This window comes from Haemophilus haemolyticus (assembly GCF_001679045.1).
GTDB lineage: Bacteria > Pseudomonadota > Gammaproteobacteria > Enterobacterales > Pasteurellaceae > Haemophilus > Haemophilus haemolyticus.
In genome coordinates, this window is sequence record NZ_LYCK01000013.1 from 195,248 (window position 1) to 216,353 (window position 21,106).

General features: G+C 35.3%; 19 protein-coding genes and 5 tRNA genes. 15 read left to right on the plus strand and 9 right to left on the minus strand.

The window, feature by feature from the left end; translation table 11 throughout:
* Positions 1-648 precede the first annotated feature (648 nt).
* From A8M50_RS06630 to A8M50_RS06640, 3 genes are read left to right on the plus strand one after another with little or no spacing between them, the layout of a single operon-like run.
* A complete protein-coding gene (locus A8M50_RS06630) occupies positions 649-861 on the plus strand; it encodes a helix-turn-helix transcriptional regulator (protein WP_010129411.1) in 213 nt (70 codons plus the stop codon).
* The gene (locus tag A8M50_RS06635; protein WP_010129410.1) at positions 854-1,132 is read left to right on the plus strand and encodes a hypothetical protein; all 279 of its coding nucleotides are present in this window, start codon (positions 854-856) and stop codon (positions 1,130-1,132) included. Before A8M50_RS06630 ends, A8M50_RS06635 begins: the two co-directional genes overlap by 8 nt.
* 40 nt (positions 1,133-1,172) lie before the next feature.
* Positions 1,173-2,891, plus strand: a complete 1,719-nt coding sequence (locus A8M50_RS06640) for a hypothetical protein (protein WP_005644504.1) — start codon at positions 1,173-1,175, stop codon at positions 2,889-2,891.
* Between the two features lie 42 nt (positions 2,892-2,933).
* Here A8M50_RS06640 and A8M50_RS06645 read toward each other — a convergent pair whose 3' ends face one another.
* On the minus strand, positions 2,934-3,521 hold the full coding sequence (locus tag A8M50_RS06645; protein WP_005644465.1) for a hypothetical protein: 588 nt from the start codon (positions 3,519-3,521) through the stop codon (positions 2,934-2,936).
* Positions 3,522-3,750: 229 nt separating this feature from the next.
* On the opposite strand from A8M50_RS06645, the gene merR reads away from it, so the two are divergent.
* The 4 genes from merR (at position 3,751) to A8M50_RS09035 (ending at position 7,253) form a co-directional block, all read left to right on the plus strand.
* Positions 3,751-4,143: a mercury resistance transcriptional regulator MerR gene (gene merR / locus A8M50_RS06650; RefSeq protein WP_005644354.1), complete on the plus strand. Its 393-nt coding sequence runs from the start codon at positions 3,751-3,753 to the stop codon at positions 4,141-4,143.
* Positions 4,144-4,171: 28 nt separating this feature from the next.
* Entirely contained in the window at positions 4,172-5,812 is a 1,641-nt protein-coding gene (gene merA, locus A8M50_RS06655; protein ID WP_001031935.1) for a mercury(II) reductase, read from the plus strand.
* Between the two features lie 225 nt (positions 5,813-6,037).
* On the plus strand, positions 6,038-6,961 hold the full coding sequence (locus A8M50_RS06660; RefSeq protein WP_005644441.1) for an ISL3 family transposase: 924 nt from the start codon (positions 6,038-6,040) through the stop codon (positions 6,959-6,961).
* Between the two features lie 31 nt (positions 6,962-6,992).
* On the plus strand, positions 6,993-7,253 hold the full coding sequence (locus tag A8M50_RS09035) for a hypothetical protein (protein WP_005644566.1): 261 nt from the start codon (positions 6,993-6,995) through the stop codon (positions 7,251-7,253).
* A gap of 522 nt (positions 7,254-7,775) precedes the next feature.
* Here A8M50_RS09035 and A8M50_RS06670 read toward each other — a convergent pair.
* The 3 genes from A8M50_RS06670 to gltX form a co-directional block, all read right to left on the minus strand.
* Positions 7,776-8,975, minus strand: coding sequence for a tyrosine-type recombinase/integrase (locus tag A8M50_RS06670; protein ID WP_005644386.1), 1,200 nt, complete (start codon positions 8,973-8,975; stop codon positions 7,776-7,778).
* A 239-nt stretch (positions 8,976-9,214) separates the two neighbouring features.
* Positions 9,215-9,290 (minus strand) — tRNA-Ala (locus A8M50_RS06675).
* Between the two features lie 80 nt (positions 9,291-9,370).
* Complete coding sequence (gltX, locus tag A8M50_RS06680; RefSeq protein ID WP_005644447.1) at positions 9,371-10,813, minus strand: glutamate--tRNA ligase; 1,443 nt, start codon at positions 10,811-10,813, stop codon at positions 9,371-9,373.
* A gap of 170 nt (positions 10,814-10,983) precedes the next feature.
* On the opposite strand from gltX, the gene A8M50_RS06685 reads away from it, so the two are divergent.
* The 5 genes from A8M50_RS06685 to lpt6 all read left to right on the plus strand — a co-directional run bounded on the left by A8M50_RS06685 (position 10,984) and on the right by lpt6 (position 13,217).
* Positions 10,984-11,059 (plus strand) — tRNA-Val (locus tag A8M50_RS06685).
* A 43-nt stretch (positions 11,060-11,102) separates the two neighbouring features.
* Positions 11,103-11,178: transfer RNA gene (locus tag A8M50_RS06690), tRNA-Val, on the plus strand.
* 58 nt (positions 11,179-11,236) lie between these two features.
* A tRNA-Val gene (locus A8M50_RS06695) sits at positions 11,237-11,312 on the plus strand.
* Positions 11,313-11,364: 52 nt separating this feature from the next.
* Positions 11,365-11,440: transfer RNA gene (locus tag A8M50_RS06700), tRNA-Val, on the plus strand.
* A gap of 121 nt (positions 11,441-11,561) precedes the next feature.
* On the plus strand, positions 11,562-13,217 hold the full coding sequence (gene lpt6, locus A8M50_RS06705; RefSeq protein ID WP_005644285.1) for a phosphoethanolamine transferase Lpt6: 1,656 nt from the start codon (positions 11,562-11,564) through the stop codon (positions 13,215-13,217).
* A 43-nt stretch (positions 13,218-13,260) separates the two neighbouring features.
* Here lpt6 and A8M50_RS06710 read toward each other — a convergent pair whose 3' ends face one another.
* Genes A8M50_RS06710 through A8M50_RS06720 form a run of 3 tightly spaced genes read right to left on the minus strand, consistent with a single transcriptional unit; the run spans position 13,261 to position 15,202 of the window.
* Entirely contained in the window at positions 13,261-14,058 is a 798-nt protein-coding gene (locus A8M50_RS06710; protein WP_005644271.1) for a virulence factor BrkB family protein, read from the minus strand.
* Positions 14,055-14,537, minus strand: a complete 483-nt coding sequence (locus tag A8M50_RS06715; protein ID WP_005644286.1) for a YchJ family protein — start codon at positions 14,535-14,537, stop codon at positions 14,055-14,057. Before A8M50_RS06715 ends, A8M50_RS06710 begins: the two co-directional genes overlap by 4 nt.
* 8 nt (positions 14,538-14,545) lie before the next feature.
* Positions 14,546-15,202 carry an MOSC domain-containing protein gene (locus tag A8M50_RS06720; protein ID WP_005644279.1) on the minus strand — a complete coding sequence of 219 codons (657 nt, stop codon included), beginning with the start codon at positions 15,200-15,202 and terminating at the stop codon, positions 14,546-14,548.
* Between the two features lie 123 nt (positions 15,203-15,325).
* Between A8M50_RS06720 and A8M50_RS06725 the strand changes: the two genes are divergently transcribed.
* Together A8M50_RS06725 and udp are read left to right on the plus strand one after the other, a co-directional pair.
* Positions 15,326-16,825, plus strand: coding sequence for a helicase HerA-like C-terminal domain-containing protein (locus tag A8M50_RS06725; RefSeq protein ID WP_005644273.1), 1,500 nt, complete (start codon positions 15,326-15,328; stop codon positions 16,823-16,825).
* Positions 16,826-16,927: 102 nt separating this feature from the next.
* Entirely contained in the window at positions 16,928-17,686 is a 759-nt protein-coding gene (gene udp, locus A8M50_RS06730; RefSeq protein WP_005644288.1) for a uridine phosphorylase, read from the plus strand.
* Positions 17,687-17,760: 74 nt separating this feature from the next.
* Here udp and pssA read toward each other — a convergent pair whose 3' ends face one another.
* Positions 17,761-19,128, minus strand: a complete 1,368-nt coding sequence (gene pssA, locus A8M50_RS06735; protein WP_005644278.1) for a CDP-diacylglycerol--serine O-phosphatidyltransferase — start codon at positions 19,126-19,128, stop codon at positions 17,761-17,763.
* A 146-nt stretch (positions 19,129-19,274) separates the two neighbouring features.
* Here pssA and A8M50_RS06740 point away from each other — a divergent pair, with 146 nt between their 5' ends.
* Positions 19,275-20,330, plus strand: coding sequence for a tRNA/rRNA methyltransferase (locus tag A8M50_RS06740; RefSeq protein ID WP_005644287.1), 1,056 nt, complete (start codon positions 19,275-19,277; stop codon positions 20,328-20,330).
* Positions 20,331-20,361: 31 nt separating this feature from the next.
* Here the strand turns inward: A8M50_RS06740 and A8M50_RS06745 are convergent, their stop codons facing one another.
* On the minus strand, positions 20,362-21,060 hold the full coding sequence (locus A8M50_RS06745; RefSeq protein ID WP_032826467.1) for a tRNA1(Val) (adenine(37)-N6)-methyltransferase: 699 nt from the start codon (positions 21,058-21,060) through the stop codon (positions 20,362-20,364).
* Positions 21,061-21,106 lie beyond the last annotated feature (46 nt).

Genomic DNA, 21,106 nt, shown 5'->3' on the forward strand with positions numbered 1-21,106 from the left:
AATCAATCAAAAAAAACTATGTAAGGTGATAGGATTTTGATATTAGATGTATTTTTATTGGTTTTATAATGCAACAAAAAAGCCTTGAAATTTAAAATTCCAAGGCTTTCTTATAAAGTGGTGGGATAATCTCACCTGAACTAGCAATATAAGACTTTGATTTATAATAACTTTATTTGTTGGGTTTGTGTTCAGTGTTACTATTGGTGTTACTAAAAAATGAAGTGATAGATTATCTATAATAATTAAAGCACTGGTATGCTACCTTGTGAGTTAATGGTAGCACAACAATAGGAAAATATCTAAAAAAGTAAAATAGTATTATTCGACTATTTTTTAGACAGAAATTTTTAAAAATTTTCTTAATGAAAACATTAGTTATATATGAGAATGAATAAGATAAGTTTCCTATGTTGGAAAGCAGAAAATTTGTTCAAAAAATGCTTGCAAGCAATCTGGAGGAAGTATAGGATGGTCTCAAGTTGATTTTAGTTAGACCATACAACAGTAAGGATTTCTTATTAATATATGAAATAGAGGCTATACGCCTTATCAAAAGTGATATTACAGATCATTTTTTTAAACGCAATAATATAAGGGTATTACTAACTAAAGAGTAATACCCTTTTTATATATAGGGGTTTTACCATGGATAGAATAATCAGGGTAAAAGAATTTTTAACGATATTAGGAATATCTAAAAGTACATTCTACACTTGGCAGGATAAAAGTTCTGCTTATTATAAGCCTAATTTTCCTAAAAAAGTTAGCCTAGGAGCTAACTCCGTAGGCTACTTTGAATCTGATGTAAATCGGTACTTAAACAACATTAAAAACCTAAATGAGGTGATCTATGCTTAAAACAGTAGATGATAAGATTTTTTCAATTATTAATAGGAAATTGCCATTAGAGAAACGTTTTAAGAAGTTAACTAGCAATGCTAGAAATGTCTTATACACATTAATCATAAAAAGTAAAAATGAAAATAAAGAAATAACGTTAACTACTTTCAACTCGGAATCTGTTTTTAACTTAAAAAGAGATTTATTCATTAAAGCTATAAATGAATTGATAAAAGTAGATTATTTAAAAAGAACTGAAATAGATAATATCTATATGCTAAAAATTTAAATCCAAGCCACTATTTAGTGGCTTTTTTATGGAGATTATTATGAAGAAAGAAAATGTAAGTTTTCCAGATAAATGGAAGGGATGGAGATTAAAAAATAATGAGATTGATTACAATGTAGATGATAATAACTATCTACTTTCTAGGCGTAACTATTTACTAGATAAAGTAGATGATAGCAGTTACAAACTTAAGAATAGCATAGATAGCTATTCAAATAGGCAAGTCTTAGCTTGGGGTTGCGGCTCAGGGAAAACCACAAATTTAAAGGTTCTTTGTGCTAATACTGATAAGTCTACTTTGATTATTGTAAAAACAAATGAAGAAATTAAAAGGCTTGTATTTGATGTTAAAGCATTAAATCCTAAACAGTCCATTTGTGGAATTTATAAAGGAAGCGATACATTAAAAGAATTAGAATGTAATATTTATGCTTTGTCAAAATATAGAATAGTAGTAACTAATAACTGGAGGGCTTTATATGAATCAAGCAATATATTTATTAACTATGATGATCCCATAAAGAAAGAGATAACAAAGAGAGAATTAGTTATCTTTGATGAATTCCAGACCCCTTATACGGATATAGTAGTAAAACATGAGAAATTATTAGTAGAACTTTATAAGAGAGAGTTGATATACGGAAAAGAGATAAGGCTAAATAAGGAGACAATTAAGAATATAATAAATTTTGACAAAAATATATTTAATGAATTATTTAATGATTTACCTGATATAAAAAATGAAAAACTATATCATGAAAGAGTTAGCTGGCTATTCAATAAACTTATAGTATCTTTAGGAGATCTATCTAATACAGATATATCATCAGATATTATCATACACCAAGATATTAATGACTTTATAGATGAAGATACAAAATTAATTATTTTAGATGCCACAGCAGAATTTTTATTTGAAGGTAGTAATAATTGGAATATAGAAAGATATAATCAAAGTAAAGTAGTTATAAATAATAATATTTATTATGATACATTGTTATCAACACGAAGGACAAGAAAAAGTAATGAGAAACATAAAAAAGATATTGTTGAAGACATAAGAAAACTTGAGAAATATATTTCTATGAATAATGGAAATAAACATCTTGTTATTACATGGAATAATACATTTCATATAGAGAATCTACCTAACTTCATTAAAGAAAATATTAGTAAAGATTTGCGAGATAAATATGAGGTTATTCATTATAATTCAGGAAAGTGTAGAGCTACAAATGAGTATATAAAATATGATTCAATAATATTTTTTGGTGAGTGGTTTAATAATTCATTTCATGCAGAGAGACTTTCTGAAGTATTAAATACTAAAATAGAATCTAAAGATCTAGTAAAATCAGAAATAGTTCAAGCAATTTTTAGAACTCAAGCAAGAATAGGAAAGTCAGTATCTATCGCATTTTTTTACAATTATAATGAGAAATTATTGGATGGATACGATTCATTTGAAGAAAGTATTAATAGTATATTGAATATAGAAGATAATGATTTTAAAAGAATGGTTAAAATGAGAAGAATATTAAATATAATGGAAAATGAATTGAATAAGAATACACTAAAAAAAGTAAAAAACTTCATTCGTAAAATGAATATTTTAGATTTAAAAAATGAAATTATGGAAATTAAAACCAGCCTTAAAGAATTAAATGATATTGTTGATCATAAATTTAAATCTAGGAGAGATGTTATACCACTTCAAAATGCTCTCATGGAATACCTTAATATAAATTTAACTTTATAAAATAAAAGCCTAATAGGGAGTTAATCTATTAGGCTTTATTTTTTATTGAATAGTTACATAAAAATCTTTTCCATTATCACTACTTTCAATTTTATAACGTATAGGTGCTTTTATGCCACTGTTATATTGATTTCTATAAACTTCTATTGCTTGTTCATGTTCTCTAACCATTTTATCTAACTGTTCTTTAGTTTCAGATAAATATTTATCCCTTTCTTGTTGATAATAAATTTTTACTCTATTAATATCTTGAGGATAAGATTCTTCTAAAATCCTAAGATTATCTTCAATATTCTTAACCTTATCATCCCTTTCTTGATTGAATCTATTTTTATGATGATTGTAATTATTAGAAAGTTCCTTTTTGTTACGTTCTAAAGACTCAGACACTTCTTTATCACTTGCTCCTGCTCTTTTATAGTTTTTAGCATCTAATTCGATTTGGCTAGACATTCTTTTATAATGATTTTCATTTTCTAGTAATTTTTGTTCTGAATCAGAAATAGCTTTATTTTTATCTGAAGAAAGACTGTTCTTTTTACTAGAATATTTATTTTCTAATTCAGATAACTGTTCTTTTTCTCTTTTATCCATTTTTAATGAAAATTCATTAAATGCATTTTTTAGCATTATTTCTTTTTTTGGGTCTTCGGAATATATAATGGAATTACTTTCTTAATAGTTTAAAAACAACTGGTGTTTAAATTGGATTTTCTGGTGGGATGTTAGGATAATCAATAGTATTATATAAAAGTATCAATCACATACGAGTGATACTTTGGGAAAAAAATAAAATAGTCCAATTTACTTGACCGTGTACTATGGTACATGGTTTATAATATTCAGGGGGTGAAATAAGATGATTTATCGCATTAGTGAGTTTGCAGATAAATGTGGAGTTAATAAAGAAACGATCAGATATTACGAGCGAAAAAATTTATTACAAGAACCTCACCGAACGGAAGCTGGTTATCGGATATATTCATATGATGACGTTAAGCGTGTTGGGTTTATTAAACGAATACAGGAACTTGGTTTCTCTTTAAGCGAGATTTATAAATTACTTGCTGTTGTAGATAAAGATGAAGTTCGTTGTCAAGATATGTTCGAATTTGTTTCTAAAAAACAAAAGGAAGTGCAAAAACAAATAGAGGATTTAAAACGAATTGAAACTATGTTAGACGACTTAAAACAACGATGTCCAGCTGAAAAGCAATTACATTCGTGTCCAATAATAGAAACATTAACATGAGAGATTAATTAACGAAAGGAGCTTTTTTATGAATAAATTTAAGGTAAACATTTCAGGAATGACCTGTACGGGTTGTGAAAAACACGTAGAATCAGCACTTGAAAAGATAGGTGCTAAAAATATTGAGTCTAGTTATCGTCGTGGTGAAGCAGTATTTGAACTGCCCGATGATATTGAGGTTGAAAGTGCAATAAAGGCGATTGATGAAGCAAATTACCAAGCCGGAGAAATTGAAGAAGTATCATCACTAGAAAACGTGGCGTTAATTAATGAAGACAATTATGACCTTCTTATTATTGGTTCTGGTGCTGCTGCCTTTTCTTCGGCAATTAAAGCTATAGAATACGGTGCAAAAGTTGGAATGATTGAGCGTGGAACGGTTGGGGGAACCTGTGTGAATATTGGCTGTGTTCCGTCAAAAACTCTTCTTAGGGCAGGGGAAATCAATCATTTATCAAAAGACAATCCGTTTATAGGTTTACAAACATCCGCTGGAGAAGTGGATTTAGCTAGTTTAATCACGCAAAAGGATAAATTGGTGAGCGAACTTCGGAATCAAAAATATATGGATTTAATTGATGAATATAATTTTGATTTAATTAAAGGTGAAGCAAAATTCGTTGATGCTAGTACGGTTGAGGTCAATGGGGCAAAGTTATCTGCAAAACGCTTTTTAATTGCAACAGGTGCATCGCCTTCGTTGCCCCAAATTTCAGGACTTGAAAAAATGGACTATTTAACTAGTACAACACTTCTTGAGTTAAAGAAAATACCAAAACGATTAACTGTAATTGGTTCAGGATACATTGGAATGGAGCTTGGACAACTATTTCATCATTTAGGTTCAGAAATAACGCTTATGCAAAGAAGTGAGCGACTTTTAAAGGAGTATGATCCTGAGATTTCAGAGTCAGTTGAAAAAGCGTTAATTGAACAGGGTATAAACCTTGTCAAAGGGGCAACTTTTGAGCGTGTTGAACAAAGTGGAGAGATAAAAAGGGTTTACGTAACAGTAAATGGCAGTAGAGAAGTCATTGAATCAGATCAGTTACTTGTTGCCACTGGAAGAAAACCAAATACGGATTCTTTAAATTTAAGTGCAGCAGGTGTTGAAACTGGAAAAAATAATGAAATCCTGATCAATGATTTTGGTCAAACAAGTAATGAAAAGATTTATGCAGCAGGAGATGTGACTTTAGGACCACAATTTGTATATGTAGCAGCCTATGAAGGTGGAATTATTACTGATAATGCTATTGGTGGATTAAACAAAAAAATAGATTTATCGGTAGTTCCTGCTGTTACGTTTACGAATCCGACGGTTGCAACGGTTGGTTTAACAGAAGAACAAGCAAAAGAGAAAGGGTATGATGTGAAGACATCTGTATTACCTTTAGATGCTGTTCCAAGAGCAATTGTAAACCGTGAAACAACCGGTGTATTTAAACTAGTAGCAGATGCAGAAACACTAAAAGTATTAGGGGTTCATATTGTATCTGAAAATGCAGGAGATGTCATCTATGCAGCATCATTAGCTGTTAAATTTGGCTTAACGATAGAAGATTTAACAGAAACCCTAGCACCATATTTAACAATGGCTGAAGGGCTAAAATTAGTTGCACTTACGTTCGATAAAGATATTTCGAAATTATCTTGTTGTGCAGGCTAAGGGAACTTTTTTACAACTCCCTATTCAAGTGAACCAGCTAATGCTTTAAGGGATTTTCTAAGTGCATTTGTGGTCACAAAAATAATTTAACACTGATGATTTCGACATCAAATCTATAATTGATACCTTAACACCGCAGAGTAATAAAGGATGAATAATATGTCAGACTTATTATCCCTACCAGACATTAAAACAATAGAACCGCCACAATAAAATGAAACCGATATGATGTTTAAAGTTGAAGCAGTCGGACCACCTGAACGTTGTCCTGAATGTGGTTTTGACAAGTTGTACAAACACAGTTCAAGAAATCAACTAATTATGGATTTGCCCATTCGTTTAAAGCGAGTGGGCTTACAATTGAACCGTAGACGATACAAGTGTCGTGAATGCGGATCTACCTTCTGGGAACGCCTAATATCTGTAGATGAAAAGCGTAGTATGACCAAAAGGCTTTTAAAGTCCATTCAAGAGCAATCCATGTCTAAGACCTTTGTAGAAGTCGCAGAAAGCGTTGGTGTTGACGAGAAAACCATTAGGAACGTTTTTAAGGACTATGTGGCACTCAAAGAACGTGAATACCAGTTTGAAACTCCTAAGTGGCTTGGGATAGACGAGATACATATTATCCGTAGACCTCGGCTTGTATTGACTAATATTGAACGCAGGACTATTTATGACATCAAGCCTAACCGTAACAAGGAAACAGTCATCCAACGTCTTTCAGAAATCAGTGACAGGACTTACATTGAGTACGTCACAATGGATATGTGGAAGCCCTACAAAGACGCAGTGAACACTATCCTTCCACACGCTAAAGTTGTCGTAGATAAGTTTCATGTAGTTAGAATGGCTAATCAAGCCTTAGATAACGTCAGAAAGTCTTTGAAAGCCCATATGAGCCAAAAAGAAAGACGTACCCTTATGCGTGAAAGGTTTATCCTTCTAAAGCGTAAACACGATCTAAATGAACGTGAATCATTCCTCTTAGATACTTGGTTAGGTAATCTTCCTGCTTTAAAAGAAGCCTATGAACTCAAAGAAGAGTTTTACTGGATATGGGATACTCCTGATCCAGATGAAGGTCATCTTCGTTATAGTCAATGGAGACACCGTTGTATGTCCAGCAACTCTATATGCAAAAATTGAACGTGGAGAAACTAAGCTCAATCTTCATAAATTGGAGCAAATTGCCAATATCTTTAATATTGATGTTTTAGAACTAATCAAAAATGATGATAAGAATGTATTGTTCTTTATGAATGATCATAATACTAACTACTACGGTTCAAATGAGAATTTGACATCAGAAATCGATCGATTAAAACTAACTATTTCGCATAAAGATGAGCTATTGAAACAAAGAGATCTAGTGATTGAACAAAAAGATAGCGAGATTTCAGCATTGAAAGAGATTATTTCTTTGCTTAAATCGAAATAGACACTATCTATAATATACTTATTTTATCTAAATTATTTAACTATCAGAAAACGCTGTATAACCTATCTAAATCACTGCTAGCAGCATTATTTAGGGATAGATGAATTGCCCTACGTGTTTTTTTATCTTTCCTGCCATAAGCGTCTCTCGCATTATATTGACTATATATTCTATATCTAAGCGATTTTCTATTTTTAAGATCCCATATTATTAGAATTCTATTAATTAATAAAAATTATAGATCAAGGGCTGATGATTCTCATCATCAGCCTTAGCTCTCTATATAGATCTATAATGATAATCTTCTTCAAAAATAAACGTAGCTAAGAGATCTTAATATATAGTAAAAGCTACAATTTGTATTTGTAGCTTTTACATAGGTAAGTAATCATATCTATCAAGATAGATACTCATTAAGTGTTTTTAACTAATTTATAAATAAATTTAGTTGTTTTTTTTATTATTAATAGAGGCAGGTCAAAAAAAAACAACTCCGTTTAATGGTAATTTCTCCTAAAAAATTTAAGATTGAGAACATTTCTCAATATAATCTCCCCACATTTGCATAATATCCCTTCTTTTCTCCAAATAATTAGCATGATTATAAGCTAGGCTAACTTGGCTTCCTGTTTTATGTGCTAGACAAGCTTCAGCATGCTCATGTTGAACGCCTTGTTCTGCTAAAAAAGTTCTAGCCAATCCCCTTAATCCGTGTGCAGTCTGTTTATCTTTGTAACCCATCCTTTTTAATGCCATATTAACAGTAGATGAACTCATTGCTTTCTTTAAATCACTTCTATGAGTAAACAAATATTTATTATGACCCGTCATTGGTCTTAGCTGTTCTATCAAAGCCATTACTTGGGATGATAATGGTACTGTATGTAGAAACCTCACTTTCATTCTTTCAGCAGGAATATTCCATTCTTTTTTATCAAAATCAAATTCGCTCCATGAAGCGTTACTTGCTTCACTAGGTCGAACCATTGTTAATAATTGAAATAAGATTAATAATTGAGTTTTCTTTTCAATCTTAGCACTATGTATTGATTTTATAAGGGTAGGAATTTCTTCAATACTTACTCTAGGGTTATTTCTTTGACGAACAGACTTGAATGTAGAGCTAATTTTTAGGCAAGTATTACTTTCAATTAACCCACTATTAACCGCAAAATTTAAGATTTCATTTAGATGACCGCATAGTCTATGAACCATATCTGGAGATCCATTTTCCTCCACTTTCTTTAACATTTGGACTACTAAAGAAGGCTTAATTTCTTTAATAGAATATCGACCTATCAAAGGAAAAAGATGAAGCTCTAAGTTTCGCCAATATTTATTGATCGTTTTCTCTTCAACTTCTGAACTTTTTTTCTCTTTCCAAAGTTCTGCAACTTTCTCAAAGGAACTTTGAGTATCCATAAGCTGCTTTCTTTCTAGTTCTTCTCTATGTTTTTTAGGATCAATTTGTTGAGCTAATAATTTACGACAGTCATCTCTTAACATTCTAGCTTCAGCTAAGCTAACTATCGGATATGTACCTAGCCCTAAATTAGTCCTTGTACCAAGAATAGGTCGTATATAATTAAATAGCCATAATTTAGAGCCGTTAGGCTTAATTCTTAATAAAAGCCCATAACCATCACATAAGCTATACTCTTTTTCTTTTGGCTTAGCTTTTTTTATCTCCGTATCTGTTAAGGGAGTTGTTCTTCTTGCCATTAGATACCTCCAAAATGAAGTAACACTAAAAACTTTATAAATTTATTTTATAAATCATAAAGTTATAATTAATTTAGTAACACTATATGATCCTATCATAGCATGGTGTTACTATTAGTGTTACTAGAATTTGTGGATTTGGTTGGTTTCTATCGGACTTGTTAGAACAACAAAAAAGCCTTGATATGCTATATATCAAGGCTTTATCGGACTATATCATACTATATAAAATTAGAATTTGGTGGAGATAATCGGGATCGAACCGACGACCTCTTGAATGCCATTCAAGCGCTCTCCCAACTGAGCTATATCCCCATAAAAGATAGCGACATGATAAAATTTGACTATGTGGCTGTCAATACGATTTTATTCAGGGCTTGTTATCCGGTTAAATATTAAGCATTTTGTGCATTAATAAAATCAATAGCACGCTGAATACGCGCAAGTACGCGATCTCTGCCGATACCGACTAGGGTAACATCCATTGATGGCGATTGACCAGAACCTGTCACAGCGACACGTAATGGCATGCCAACTTTACCCATGCCCACTTCTAGTTCAGCAGCCGTTTGCTCAATCGCTTCGTGAGTAGAATGTAAATCCCAGCTAGAAAGTGCGGTTAATTTTTCTTTTACTTTTGCTAGTGCTTCGGCAGCGTTGCCTTTGAAATGTTTTTTTGCTGCTGCTTCATCAAAGGTTTCAAATTCTTCAAAGAAGTAGCGGCTTGAACTAGCCATTTCTTTTAAGGTTTTGCAACGTTCCGCAAGCATGGTGACTATTTCAGTTAATGCTGGGCCATTGCTTGTATCAATACCTTGATCCTTGTAATGCCATTCAAGGTGTTTAGCCACGTATTCTGGCGGTAATTCACGGATATAATGTTGATTTAACCACTGTAATTTTTCAGTATTAAATGCGCTAGCTGATTTGCTGACGTGATCTAATTCGAAATAGTTGATCATTTCTTCGCGACTGAAAATTTCTTGGTCGCCATGTCCCCAACCTAAACGAACAAGATAGTTGATTAAAGCTTCTGGTAAGTAGCCATCATCTCGATATTGCATTACGCTCACTGCGCCATGTCGTTTAGAGAGTTTTTGGCCATCCTCTCCATTAATCATGGAAACGTGCGCATAGGTTGGAATTGGAGCACCAATCGCTTCTAAAATATTGATTTGACGTGGTGTGTTGTTGATATGATCTTCGCCACGTACCACATGAGTAATGCCCATGTCCCAGTCATCCACAACTACGCAGAAGTTATAAGTTGGTGAACCGTCTGTGCGACGAATAATAAGATCATCAAGCTCACTGTTGCTGATTTCAATACGGCCACGCACTGCATCATCAAATACTACTGAGCCTTCAGTTGGATTTTTAAAACGTACAACGTGGGGTTCATCTGGTGAATGGCTGTGATCGTGTAAGCAGTGACGGTCATAACGTGGTTTTTCTTTATTTTGTTCTTGAGTATGACGAAGTTCTTCTAGGCGATCTTTAGTACAGTAACAACGATATGCTAATCCTTGTTCAATCATTTCATCGATCACTTGGTTATAACGATCAAAGCGTTTAGTTTGGTAATAAGGACCATGTTCCCACGGAAGATTTAACCATTCCATGCCTTCAATAATAGCAGCCGTTGCTTCTGGTGTTGAACGCTCTAAATCAGTGTCTTCAATTCGTAATACAAATTCGCCGTTATTATGTTTTGCGTATAACCAAGAATAAAGTGCGGTACGTGCGCCCCCTACATGTAAATAACCTGTAGGACTAGGAGCAAAACGAGTACGCACTTTTACATTTGGATCTAAATTAAAAGGAGCATCTAGTTTCATTTTTATAACCTATCTTCAATAAAATATTAGTCGTTATTCTACTACGACTTGTTTGACTTCTAAATAAAAAAGCGGATTTTATGCTTATTTTTACGACAATTAAACAAAATTTAATAAAAAGGTATTGACTGAAAATGCATTCTCCCTATAATGCCAACCCACAACATTAAGGGCGATTAGCTCAGTTGGGAGAGCACCTCCCTTACAAGGAGGGGGTCACTGGTTCGAGACCGGTATCGCCCACCACTTCTCTAAAAAGTGTTCTTAATGTTACTAAGTTTGACCAAGCGGGCGATTAGCTCAGTTGGGAGAGCACCTCCCTTACAAGGAGGGGGTCACTGGTTCGAGACCGGTATCGCCCACCACTTTTCTAAAGTGTCCTTTCCGCTCAAACTTTCCCTTTATATTTAAACGCTTTCTAGTGGGCGATTAGCTCAGTTGGGAGAGCACCTCCCTTACAAGGAGGGGGTCACTGGTTCGAGACCGGTATCGCCCACCACTTAAAAGTGTTTAAATAAACCGAAAATTTAGGGTTTTACCTTAATATTATCGGGCGATTAGCTCAGTTGGGAGAGCACCTCCCTTACAAGGAGGGGGTCACTGGTTCGAGACCGGTATCGCCCACCACTTTATTTTCAAATTATCTAAATAATTTTCTTTTCCCGTTCAATCTATTACGTTTACGTGATAAAGTGCGCAGACATTTTCATGTCTCATTTTAGTCTGTTATGCATCATAGGGAAAATTCATGATCGCTTATATTTTCTTAGCTTTATTCACGATTGCGGCAGTGATTTTTATCGTAAACTCTCATTATCGTTGGACTTATTTCTTTGCTATTACGCTTTTTACTTTTTTATTTGGCGGCATGCTTATGGTTTCTGGCCAATGGCAACGTGCTTTAAATTTTTCATCTGTGCTTTTTGTGGTACTGATGTTATTTCACCGTTTAAAAATTCATTATTACAAACAGCCTTTGTTAATTTCAGATTTCTTTCTTGTAGTGGATTGGCGAAATTGGGAAACCTTAATTCATTATAAAGGTGCGTTATTTGGCATTATTGGGCTACTTGCGTTATTAGGTTATGCGATTTTTGGTTTTAATGATGTCGAGTCTTTAGGACTATTAGGTCACAACATTGGAGCGTTATTGTTTATCGTTAGCTTTAGCTTGATGTGGCATTATTCTAAAAAGCCAAGTGCGGTGCAAGTTTGGTTAGATTCTTTGCCCGATGATGGTCGTGATGTGTTTTTAAATTTACCAATGTCTTGCCGCGGTATTTTTTTCAAGGTGCCAAGTTTTGATGGCAATAGCCAAAATTTTATTGAAAAAATGACCGCACTTTCATCTGATACAAACAAGGTATCTGAAACAAACCCCGATATTGTAGTGACATTAATGGAATCCACGCTGAACCCTCATCAATTTGCTTTTAGTCAGCAATCTATTCCACCACTTTCCATGTTTGAACCCCAAAATGATACGGTATTTGCTTCTCCGTTGCGTGTACATACTTTTGCTGGCGCAACGTGGAAATCAGAATTTGCTTTTTTAGCCGGTGTGCCTTCGACTGATTTTGGCGCGTTAGCAAGTGGTGTTTTTTATTCTGTTGTACCGCACTTGCAATCAGGCTTAGTGAAAAATCTAAAAGCTCAAGGATATTTTTGTGTTGCTTTGTCGCCTTTTACAAAAGGCAACTACAATGCAAAATCAGCTTATGATCATTTCGGTTTTGATTTAATGTTACAGCCACAAGATCTTGGTTATCCTGCACCTATTAGTAAAAATCTTTGGGATATTAGTAGTGAAGAAATGATGAAGTACACCCGAATGATTTTGGAAAAGCAGCATCCTGAATTAGAAAATGTAGATCAGCCGATGTTTGTTTATGTGTTGACTATGCGAGAACATGGTCCATATGAATTGGGCATGGAAAATACATTTAATCTTCAAATGCCTAATTTAGGTGCTAAAAGTATTTCTGCATTGAATGACTATGCTCAACGTATTGTCGCATTGAATGATGCGATTGAAGGAATGAATAACTATTTACATGAACGTAAAAAGCCTTTTGTTCTAGGTTATTTCGGTGATCACCAAGTAGCATTTGATAATGTTATCCCACTGAAGAAAGGAGATTATGCACAGCCTGATTATGTGACTCAATTTGTTGTAAGAAGTAATTGTGCGAGTCAATTTAAGCAAGAGCAACGTTTTTTAGATCTCGCTTTTGCCGGGGGTGTCTTGATGAATGTAGCTGGATTATCAGCAGAAGATGAATTTATGAAAGCGAATATCGCAATGTGTAAACTAAGTCACGGAAAATTGGAAGATTCCTCTAATCCTGCATTTGTGAATGACTATCGTCATTACCTCTATCAAACCTTAAAGATTGCAAAATAGCTAAATAAAAAAGACCGATGTTGATAAATCGGTCTTTCCATTTTTATTCTTTTAACTCACCTAATACTTCAGATAATTGTGCCCCGACCAACACAACTAGCCAGCTAATTTGAATCCACAATAGCATAATCGGTAATGTTGCCATTGCGCCATAGATTAGTTGATAAGAAGGGAATGTGGTGATATACCAAGTAAAGGCTTGTTTACCGAGTGTAAAGAAAATGGCGGCAATAAGCGCACCACAAGCAGAATATCTTATATCCACTTTCTTATTTGGCACGATGGTATAAATCAATGTGAAAATAAACCATGTGAAAAAGAACGGGAGTAAACTGAGCAATTTTACGCCGAGTGAAAGCGTTTCTGATTGTTCAAACACCACTTTTATATAAGAGCTAATCCCTATACTTGTACCTATAACGAGAGGTCCAAAAGTCAGAATCATCCAGTAAATCGCGAAAGAGGTAAAAATAGGGCGAATACTGGTATCATGCCAAATGCTGTTGAGAGTTCGGTCGATGTTATTAATTAGCATCAAGGCAACGGCAATTAAACTCACAATTCCCACCGCACTCATTTTCTTTGAGTTCGAGACGAATTGATCGATATATTCACCTACCATATCACTCGCTGATGGCGCAAAATTGGTGAAAATCATTTCTTTCAATTCTCCCGTCACTTCATTGAATACAGGAAAGGCAGAGAATATAGAAAAAATCACCATCACCATTGGCACGATAGCAAGCATCGTGCTGTAAGTTAGTGCGCCAGCAGCTTGGTTGAGTTTATTTTCTGAAAAACGTTTCCAAAAGAGCTGGCTAAATTGTTTCAATGAAATCATAAAAATTCCCCACAGCAATGTTTAAATTTTTTACCAGAACCACATACACAAGGTTGTTTCATTGTAGGCAAGGATACGGTCGGATCCACAAAATACCAACGGTTTTCAATTTTCACAAAAATTGACCGTTCTTGATGGGCAAGTTCTCCCTCTTCGCCTTGAAAAATCGCTTTAAATTCCACCGCACTTTGAGTTTTTGTGAGGTTTTCTGTTTTTAGGATTTCTAATCCTAGCCATGTAGTGTTGTCAGACCATTCTTGCAATAGATGAGTCTCTAATAAACTTTGTTGGTTTGGCACAGTTGTTGCAACAATATAAGGTATATTTTTTAAAACATAAGCGGTATAACGTGAACGCATGAGTTGTTCTGCCGTTTCGGGAAATGCTTCTCTCAAATGAAATTTGCCACAACAATCTGCGTACTGATGACCAGATTGGCATGGACAGTCTTCTGAAAGTGCGGTTGAAATTTCTGACATATTTATCCCTATTGTTTGAATTTCGATACTTGCGATCGAATTGAGCGTTTAAAGGCTTCAGCTAATACTTCAATATCTAATGCCGCTTCTAGTTCAGCTTCATTTTCGGGTGCGGATAACAAGCGATTTAAATGGCGAATTGTTACTTGCGGATAAGGGCGCGCGAGCAATTTTAATTCATCACCTTGTCTAATTTCTCCTGTTTCAATGACGCGAACATACCATCCACTGAGCCCGGTTTTATAAACAATATCGCGAGTCTCTTCATTTTCCGTATTTTTTGATAAACGCTCACAAGGCTTGCGTGGTTGAGACACTTCTAAAATGGTTGAGCCGATTTGATAACGATCGCCAATGCAGACATTGTCTTCATTCAAGCCTGACACGACAAAATTTTCTCCGTAGGTGGCGGTTTCCATGTAAGAAAAATCTTTATTTAATAAAGCATTTAATTCATTAAAAGAATCTGCCGACATAAAAAAGAGAGATTTATCTACACCACCATGATGTTTTTTTAAACCCACATCGTTTCCTTCTGCACCAAGAGAATGAATTTTTACCGATGGCACTGTTTTCTTACGAATTGCGCTTTCGTATACGCTTCCATCTGAAAAGGTTAGGGTTTGAACTTCCCCCACTTTTATGACTAAAATTTTTGCATCCATTTTGCTTTTTTATTGTTCTAGAAAAAATTTCATGGAATTATAACCGAAAACGTTTAACTTTTTGACCGCACTTCTTTTTTTACTTATTATTCGTTACAACAAAAAACAAAAGGATATTCATTTATGCAATACGCTCTCTCTCGCACAGAACAAGGTAAAATCCTAGGCATCACGGCCAAAATGGCTAACCGCCATGGCCTTATTGCTGGCGCAACAGGTACGGGTAAAACTGTCACATTACGTAAAATGGCAGAAGCCTTCAGTGATGATGGGGTTCCGGTATTTTTAGTAGACGTAAAAGGCGATCTTTCTGGCTTAGTAAAGAGCGGTCAATTTCAGGGCAAAATTGCGGAACGAATTGAGCAGTTCGGGTTAGGCAATGAAAGTTATCTTAATGGCTATCCTGTTTCTTTTTGGGATGTTTTTGGACAAACGGGCATTCCTCTTAGAACAACCATTTCTGAAATGGGCCCGTTGTTGCTTTCTCGTTTATTGAATCTAAATGCTACGCAAGAAGGATTATTAAACCTGGTATTTCGTGTGGCAGATGATAAAGGTTTATTGCTCATTGATTTAAAAGATCTGCGTGCAATGCTGAAATATGTTGCAGAGAATGCGAGAACCTTCCAAGTTGAGTATGGCAATGTTTCGACCGCAAGTGTTGGTGCAATCCAACGAGCATTACTGACACTTGAAAATGAAGGCGCTACAAATTTATTTGGTGAGCCAGCATTGAATCTAGATGACTGGATGCAAACTCGCGATGGGCGAGGGGTGATTAATGTACTCAATTCTGAAAAATTGATTAATTCCCCAAGAATGTATAGCGCATTTCTATTATGGTTGATGGCAGAACTCTTTGAACAACTGCCAGAAGTGGGGGATCCTGAGAAACCTAAATTTGTTATGTTTTTTGATGAAGCACACTTATTGTTTGATGGTGCGCCGAGCGTACTCGTGGAAAAAGTAGAACAAGTTGTGCGTTTGATTCGTTCTAAAGGTGTGGGAATCTATTTTGTCACGCAGAACCCACTTGATTTGCCAGATACAGTATTAGGCCAGTTAGGTAACCGTGTTCAACACGCTCTTCGCGCATTTACTCCACGCGATCAAAAAGCTGTAAAATCAGCTGCAGAAACTTTCCGAGCAAACCCTTTAGTGAATGTTGTCGAGACTATTTCAACCCTTGGAGTGGGCCAAGCATTGGTATCATTTTTAGATGAAAAAGGCATGCCTACGCCAGTTGAAATTGCCTATATCTATCCGCCAAAAAGTCAGCTTTCACCATTAACCACAGACGAACGTAACGCTTGGGTGAAAGATGATGATCTTTATGCGTATTATAAAGAATACGTAGATAATGAATCTGCCTTTGAAGTATTAACTGCTCAAGCGGATTTAGCTGCGGTACAACAAAAACAAGCGGAGCAAGCTCAAGCGGAAGAAGAAAACGGCTTCTTAGGTAGTTTGAGCCGAATGATTTTTGGTACACAAAAGCGCGGTGAAAAATTATCGCCAACTGAGCAAATTGTAAATAGTGTTGCGCAGTCTGTAGGGCGAAATATTCGAAATCAAATTACTAAGCAAATTATGAGAGGCATAATGGGCGCGCTTAAGAGATAAAGTTGTATTTTCAAAAAATACTTGCGTGCTTTTATTTATTCAAAAATCTGATTTCGCCTCAGGGTGAAATCATCACGTTAAATGGCAATAAGGAGATTTATTATGTCAGACGTATTCCACCTAAACCTCACAAAATCCCAATTGAAAGGGGCTATACTCGCTATTGTTCCTGGCGATCCTGCGCGTAGTGAGCGTATTGCTAAACAACTTGATAATCCAGAGTTCCTTGCTAGCACACGTGAATTTACTTCATGGTTAGGTTACCTTAATGGACAACCTGTTGTGGTATGTTCTACGGGTATTGGTGGGCCATCAACATCAATTTGTGTGGAAGAACTTGCTCAACTTGGTGTTCGCACTTTCTTGCGTATTGGTACAACGGGTGCAATTCAACCACATATTAATGTAGGCGATGTTCTTATCACAACCGCTTCTGTTCGCTTAGATGGTGCAAGCCGTCATTTCGCACCATTAGAATATCCTGCTGTGGCAAATTTTGAATGTACAACCGCACTTTATAATGCAGCGAAAGCAAAAGGTATCGAGCCTTATGTAGGTGTAACCGCATCATCTGATACATTCTATCCAGGTCAAGAACGTTATGATACCTATAGCGGTAAAGTATATCGTGATTACCAAGGGTTACTTAAACAATGGCAAGATTTGAATGTGATGAACTACGAAATGGAATCGTCAACATTGTTTACCATGTGTAGCGCATTAGGTTTACGTGCAGGGATGGTTGCGGGCGTGATTGTAAACCGCACTCAACAAGAAATTCCAAATGAAGCAACAATGAAACAAACGGAAGAAAAAGCAGTGTCTGTTGTGATCGCAGCTGCGCAGGCGCTGTTAAGTTAATCTCTTTTAATTGAAAGAATAAAGCCTTGTTTTCACAAGGCTTTATTATTAGATCTAAAAAGTATTATTCAGCATTACAGAATCATTTTCACCAATTTATCCGCTTTAATTCGTGCAAATTTTTTCAAAAGTTTTTGCACTGGTTCTGGGTATTGATTCAATTCTTCTAATTCAGTGTAATGTTTTAATACTTTTGTATGTTGGCGAATTTGTTTTTGCTCTTTTTCCACTTGGGATAAAAGCTGTTGTTGAGGATCGTAAATTAATAAGCCATTTTCTGCATCCAAACGCCATGCTCGAGGGTTAAGATTATTGCCCGTAAGTAAAATATAACGGTCATCTACCCACACACCTTTTAAGTGGTAGGTATTATCGCCATCACGCCATAAACGCACCACAAGCTGACCATTTTCAATTTGTGACTCAAATTTTTCACAGAAACGACGAAGATTACTTTCATAAAGATAAGGTAACGCTCCCGCCATTTTGAATGGTTGTTCTGGTGGAATATAAAAATCGTTTGCGACTTTATCGCCAACAATAATTTCTACTCGTTTACCATTTTCTAATAACGTTGCTATTTTATGTTGCAATGTACGTGGGAAATTAAAATATGGCGTACAAATCACTAATTTTTCTTGTACTTGCAAGAATAAATCTTCAATCACTTGATTTAATTCGTTGCCCGATGCGCCTAAGCCAAACAGTGGCGATACGCTTAAAACATTCGGTAATTTTACCGCACTTTTTAATGAATATTCACCATTTTGAGCAAGGTCTTTACGATAAACGCGAATATTGCCGCGGATCTCTTTGGTACGAGGGCGGTTGGTCACATCAAGTGGATAAACTGCACTGAAATCTAACAAGTAATCATTGATGAAATTCACCATCGAATCAGCTAATTCGGCATGAGTGATTTTTTGATAGCGGTCGTAACGATATTTTTCAAATTGATGAAGATAGACATTATTTATGCTTGCACCGCTATAAAGCACCGTATCATCAAATACAAAGCCTTTAACGTGCAATACACCAAAAACTTCGCGCGTATTAATTGGCACGCCAAAGAACATATTCGGATCATCAGGCAACTGATAAGTTTGGCGTTGCTCGCAATACCAATCTGCATTGGTGGCCGATTTTTCCGCGCCTAATAAATTGCGTTGTGCGCGATGCCAATCTATGAGAATTTTTACATCCAAGTGTGGATTTTCTTGCTTCACGCGATAAATTTCATCGAGGATTTCCTGCCCCGCTTCATCTTTTTGCCAATAAAGTGCGGTGACATAAATACGTTTTTTTGCGTTTCTGATTAATTCAATAATTTGAGTTTTAAATTCAGCCGGGCTACCCAAAAATTCAATTTGCTCAGCTTGCAAAGCAAGGAATGGCAAATTATTTAAATTTTGTTCAGCTCGTTTGGTTTTATTGATTAACATAATCCATCTCGTGATTAAAGACTAGTGCGTTAGTTTACAATATTTCACGCGCTTATTAATAGAAAAAAGGCTTTTTTTCGTTATAATGCTCAAAAATTTTAGCATTTTTTGGCTAAAAAATATTCATTTTTATTCAGGGAAACCCTATGAACGACAAACGCAAACCGTTTTTTCAATCCGCCGGCAGATCCTTTCAAGAACGCTCAGTAGGTGAAAAATACAGAGAAAAACCAACTCAAAATCGACCGCACTCTAATGATAAATTTAATGGAAATAGAAACGAAAAATCTCGTTTTTCTCGTGATAAACAAGAAGTGAAAGAAACTAAAATTACGCAACTTTCTTTATCTCGTGCACCATCAAATAAAAATGTAGAACAACCTAAGGTTCAAGTGACGATAAAAAGTACGGGTACGGTTTATAAAACAAAAGAAAAGAAAACGGGGGCGCTTTCTCCTCGAGCACCTGAAAAAATTAAGAAAAACCGTGCGGAAGAAATGAAAGTTTACGGTGAAAATGCCTGTTTAGCTTTATTTGCAGAACGCCCTGAAAGTATTGTTCGATTGTGGGCAACCGTACAAATGTCACACAAAATTGGCGAGGTATTGAGTTATTTAGCCGAAAACAAGAAGGCTTATCATGTTGTAGATAGAGAAGAATTAGCTCGAGTGAGTGGAACAGAACATCATGGTGGCATTTGCTTATTGGTGAAGAAACCTCGTGCTTTCACGTTGCAAGGTTATTTAGATATTCCTCGTGAAGAGGATTGTTTAGTGCTACTAGATAACGTGAATAATGCGCAAAATATTGGTGGCGTATTGCGTACTTGTGCGTATTTTGGTGTGAAAAATATTGTTTCCGATAATGTGGAAAATCTGTATTCGGCAGCCTCAATGCGCGTAGCAGAAGGTGGTGCGGAATATATTCGTGTGTTAGAAACAGATTATATTGATTCGGCTTTGATGCAATTGCGAAAATCAGGCTATCAAATTATTCACGTATCGCATAATAAACAAGGCGAACCGTTGGATAAAGTGCGGTTAAAAAATAAAGTGGTTTTTGTGCTAAGTGAAAGTTCTACGGAAAGTTTAGCGACGCCAGAAGATACACAAGTGCGTTTAACGCTCGCAAGTCCAATTAAATCAGGCTTAAACATTGCAGTGAATGCGGGTGTGTTGTTAGCGAAGTGGTATTTTAGATAGTGTATGATTAAAGGGGAAAATGATTTCCCCTTTAAAATTTCAAATAAAAGTCTTTAGTCAATTCAATAAACGCCTCAGTGTATTGGTTGTCCTCATCATAAATCACTAATTGATCTTGTATTGAAACTTGGGGTTGTTTAGAAAACGTGAGTAGCATTCTTTGGGGCGTTTTTCCCACTTTAGTAATGACATTCGTCTGTTTGATGCAAAAAAGTGCCGTGGATTTTATGAGTGTTTTCCCTGCATCATAAGGCAAAACAAAACTTATTCTCCCATTTTCCGATAAGCGCGTGGCAGCCCATTCTAACCAATTTAAGTGGTTTTGCTTGGTATAACGAGCCAATTCTCGTTCCTCATTTTTGCAAGCAATACCTTGTTCGAAATAAGGTGGATTTGCCACAATTAAATCAAAGGTTTGTTCAGTGGTTTGTAAAAAATGTTGTATATCTGTTTGAATAAGTTGAATGCGATTTTTCCAGACAGAATCATTGATGTTTTCTTGTGCTTGTTTTGCTGCAATGGGATCCAGCTCAACCGCTTGAATTTGGCAGTTTTCTTCAGTTCGTTGTGCCAACATTAGAGCCAATAATCCTGTGCCACTGCCCATATCTAAAATATTTTTACAATGTTTTACATCAGCCCAAGCACCTAGCAAAATGCCATCAGTGCCGACTTTCATCGCACAAGAATCTTGATTGATATGGAATTGTTTAAAGGTAAATCTGCTCATAAATTTTTCGTAAATTGACCGCACTTGGGGCTGTTGATAACTCATT

Excerpts from the sequence above, each read along its gene's own strand:
- gltX (WP_005644447.1), bottom strand. The coding sequence starts at position 10,813 with ATGAAACTAGATGCTCCTTTTAATTTAGATCCAAATGTAAAAGTGCGT.
- A8M50_RS06640 (WP_005644504.1), top strand. The coding sequence starts at position 1,173 with ATGAAGAAAGAAAATGTAAGTTTTCCAGATAAATGGAAGGGATGGAGA.
- A8M50_RS06710 (WP_005644271.1), bottom strand. The coding sequence starts at position 14,058 with ATGATTTCATTGAAACAATTTAGCCAGCTCTTTTGGAAACGTTTTTCA.
- A8M50_RS06660 (WP_005644441.1), top strand. The coding sequence starts at position 6,038 with ATGATGTTTAAAGTTGAAGCAGTCGGACCACCTGAACGTTGTCCTGAA.
- lpt6 (WP_005644285.1), top strand. The coding sequence starts at position 11,562 with ATGATCGCTTATATTTTCTTAGCTTTATTCACGATTGCGGCAGTGATT.
- merA (WP_001031935.1), top strand. The coding sequence starts at position 4,172 with ATGAATAAATTTAAGGTAAACATTTCAGGAATGACCTGTACGGGTTGT.
- A8M50_RS06745 (WP_032826467.1), bottom strand. The coding sequence starts at position 21,060 with ATGAGCAGATTTACCTTTAAACAATTCCATATCAATCAAGATTCTTGT.
- udp (WP_005644288.1), top strand. The coding sequence starts at position 16,928 with ATGTCAGACGTATTCCACCTAAACCTCACAAAATCCCAATTGAAAGGG.
- A8M50_RS06670 (WP_005644386.1), bottom strand. The coding sequence starts at position 8,975 with ATGGCAAGAAGAACAACTCCCTTAACAGATACGGAGATAAAAAAAGCT.
- merR (WP_005644354.1), top strand. The coding sequence starts at position 3,751 with ATGATTTATCGCATTAGTGAGTTTGCAGATAAATGTGGAGTTAATAAA.
- pssA (WP_005644278.1), bottom strand. The coding sequence starts at position 19,128 with ATGTTAATCAATAAAACCAAACGAGCTGAACAAAATTTAAATAATTTG.
- A8M50_RS06725 (WP_005644273.1), top strand. The coding sequence starts at position 15,326 with ATGCAATACGCTCTCTCTCGCACAGAACAAGGTAAAATCCTAGGCATC.
- A8M50_RS06740 (WP_005644287.1), top strand. The coding sequence starts at position 19,275 with ATGAACGACAAACGCAAACCGTTTTTTCAATCCGCCGGCAGATCCTTT.
- A8M50_RS06645 (WP_005644465.1), bottom strand. The coding sequence starts at position 3,521 with ATGCTAAAAAATGCATTTAATGAATTTTCATTAAAAATGGATAAAAGA.
- A8M50_RS06630 (WP_010129411.1), top strand. The coding sequence starts at position 649 with ATGGATAGAATAATCAGGGTAAAAGAATTTTTAACGATATTAGGAATA.
- A8M50_RS06715 (WP_005644286.1), bottom strand. The coding sequence starts at position 14,537 with ATGTCAGAAATTTCAACCGCACTTTCAGAAGACTGTCCATGCCAATCT.
- A8M50_RS06720 (WP_005644279.1), bottom strand. The coding sequence starts at position 15,202 with ATGGATGCAAAAATTTTAGTCATAAAAGTGGGGGAAGTTCAAACCCTA.
- A8M50_RS06635 (WP_010129410.1), top strand. The coding sequence starts at position 854 with ATGCTTAAAACAGTAGATGATAAGATTTTTTCAATTATTAATAGGAAA.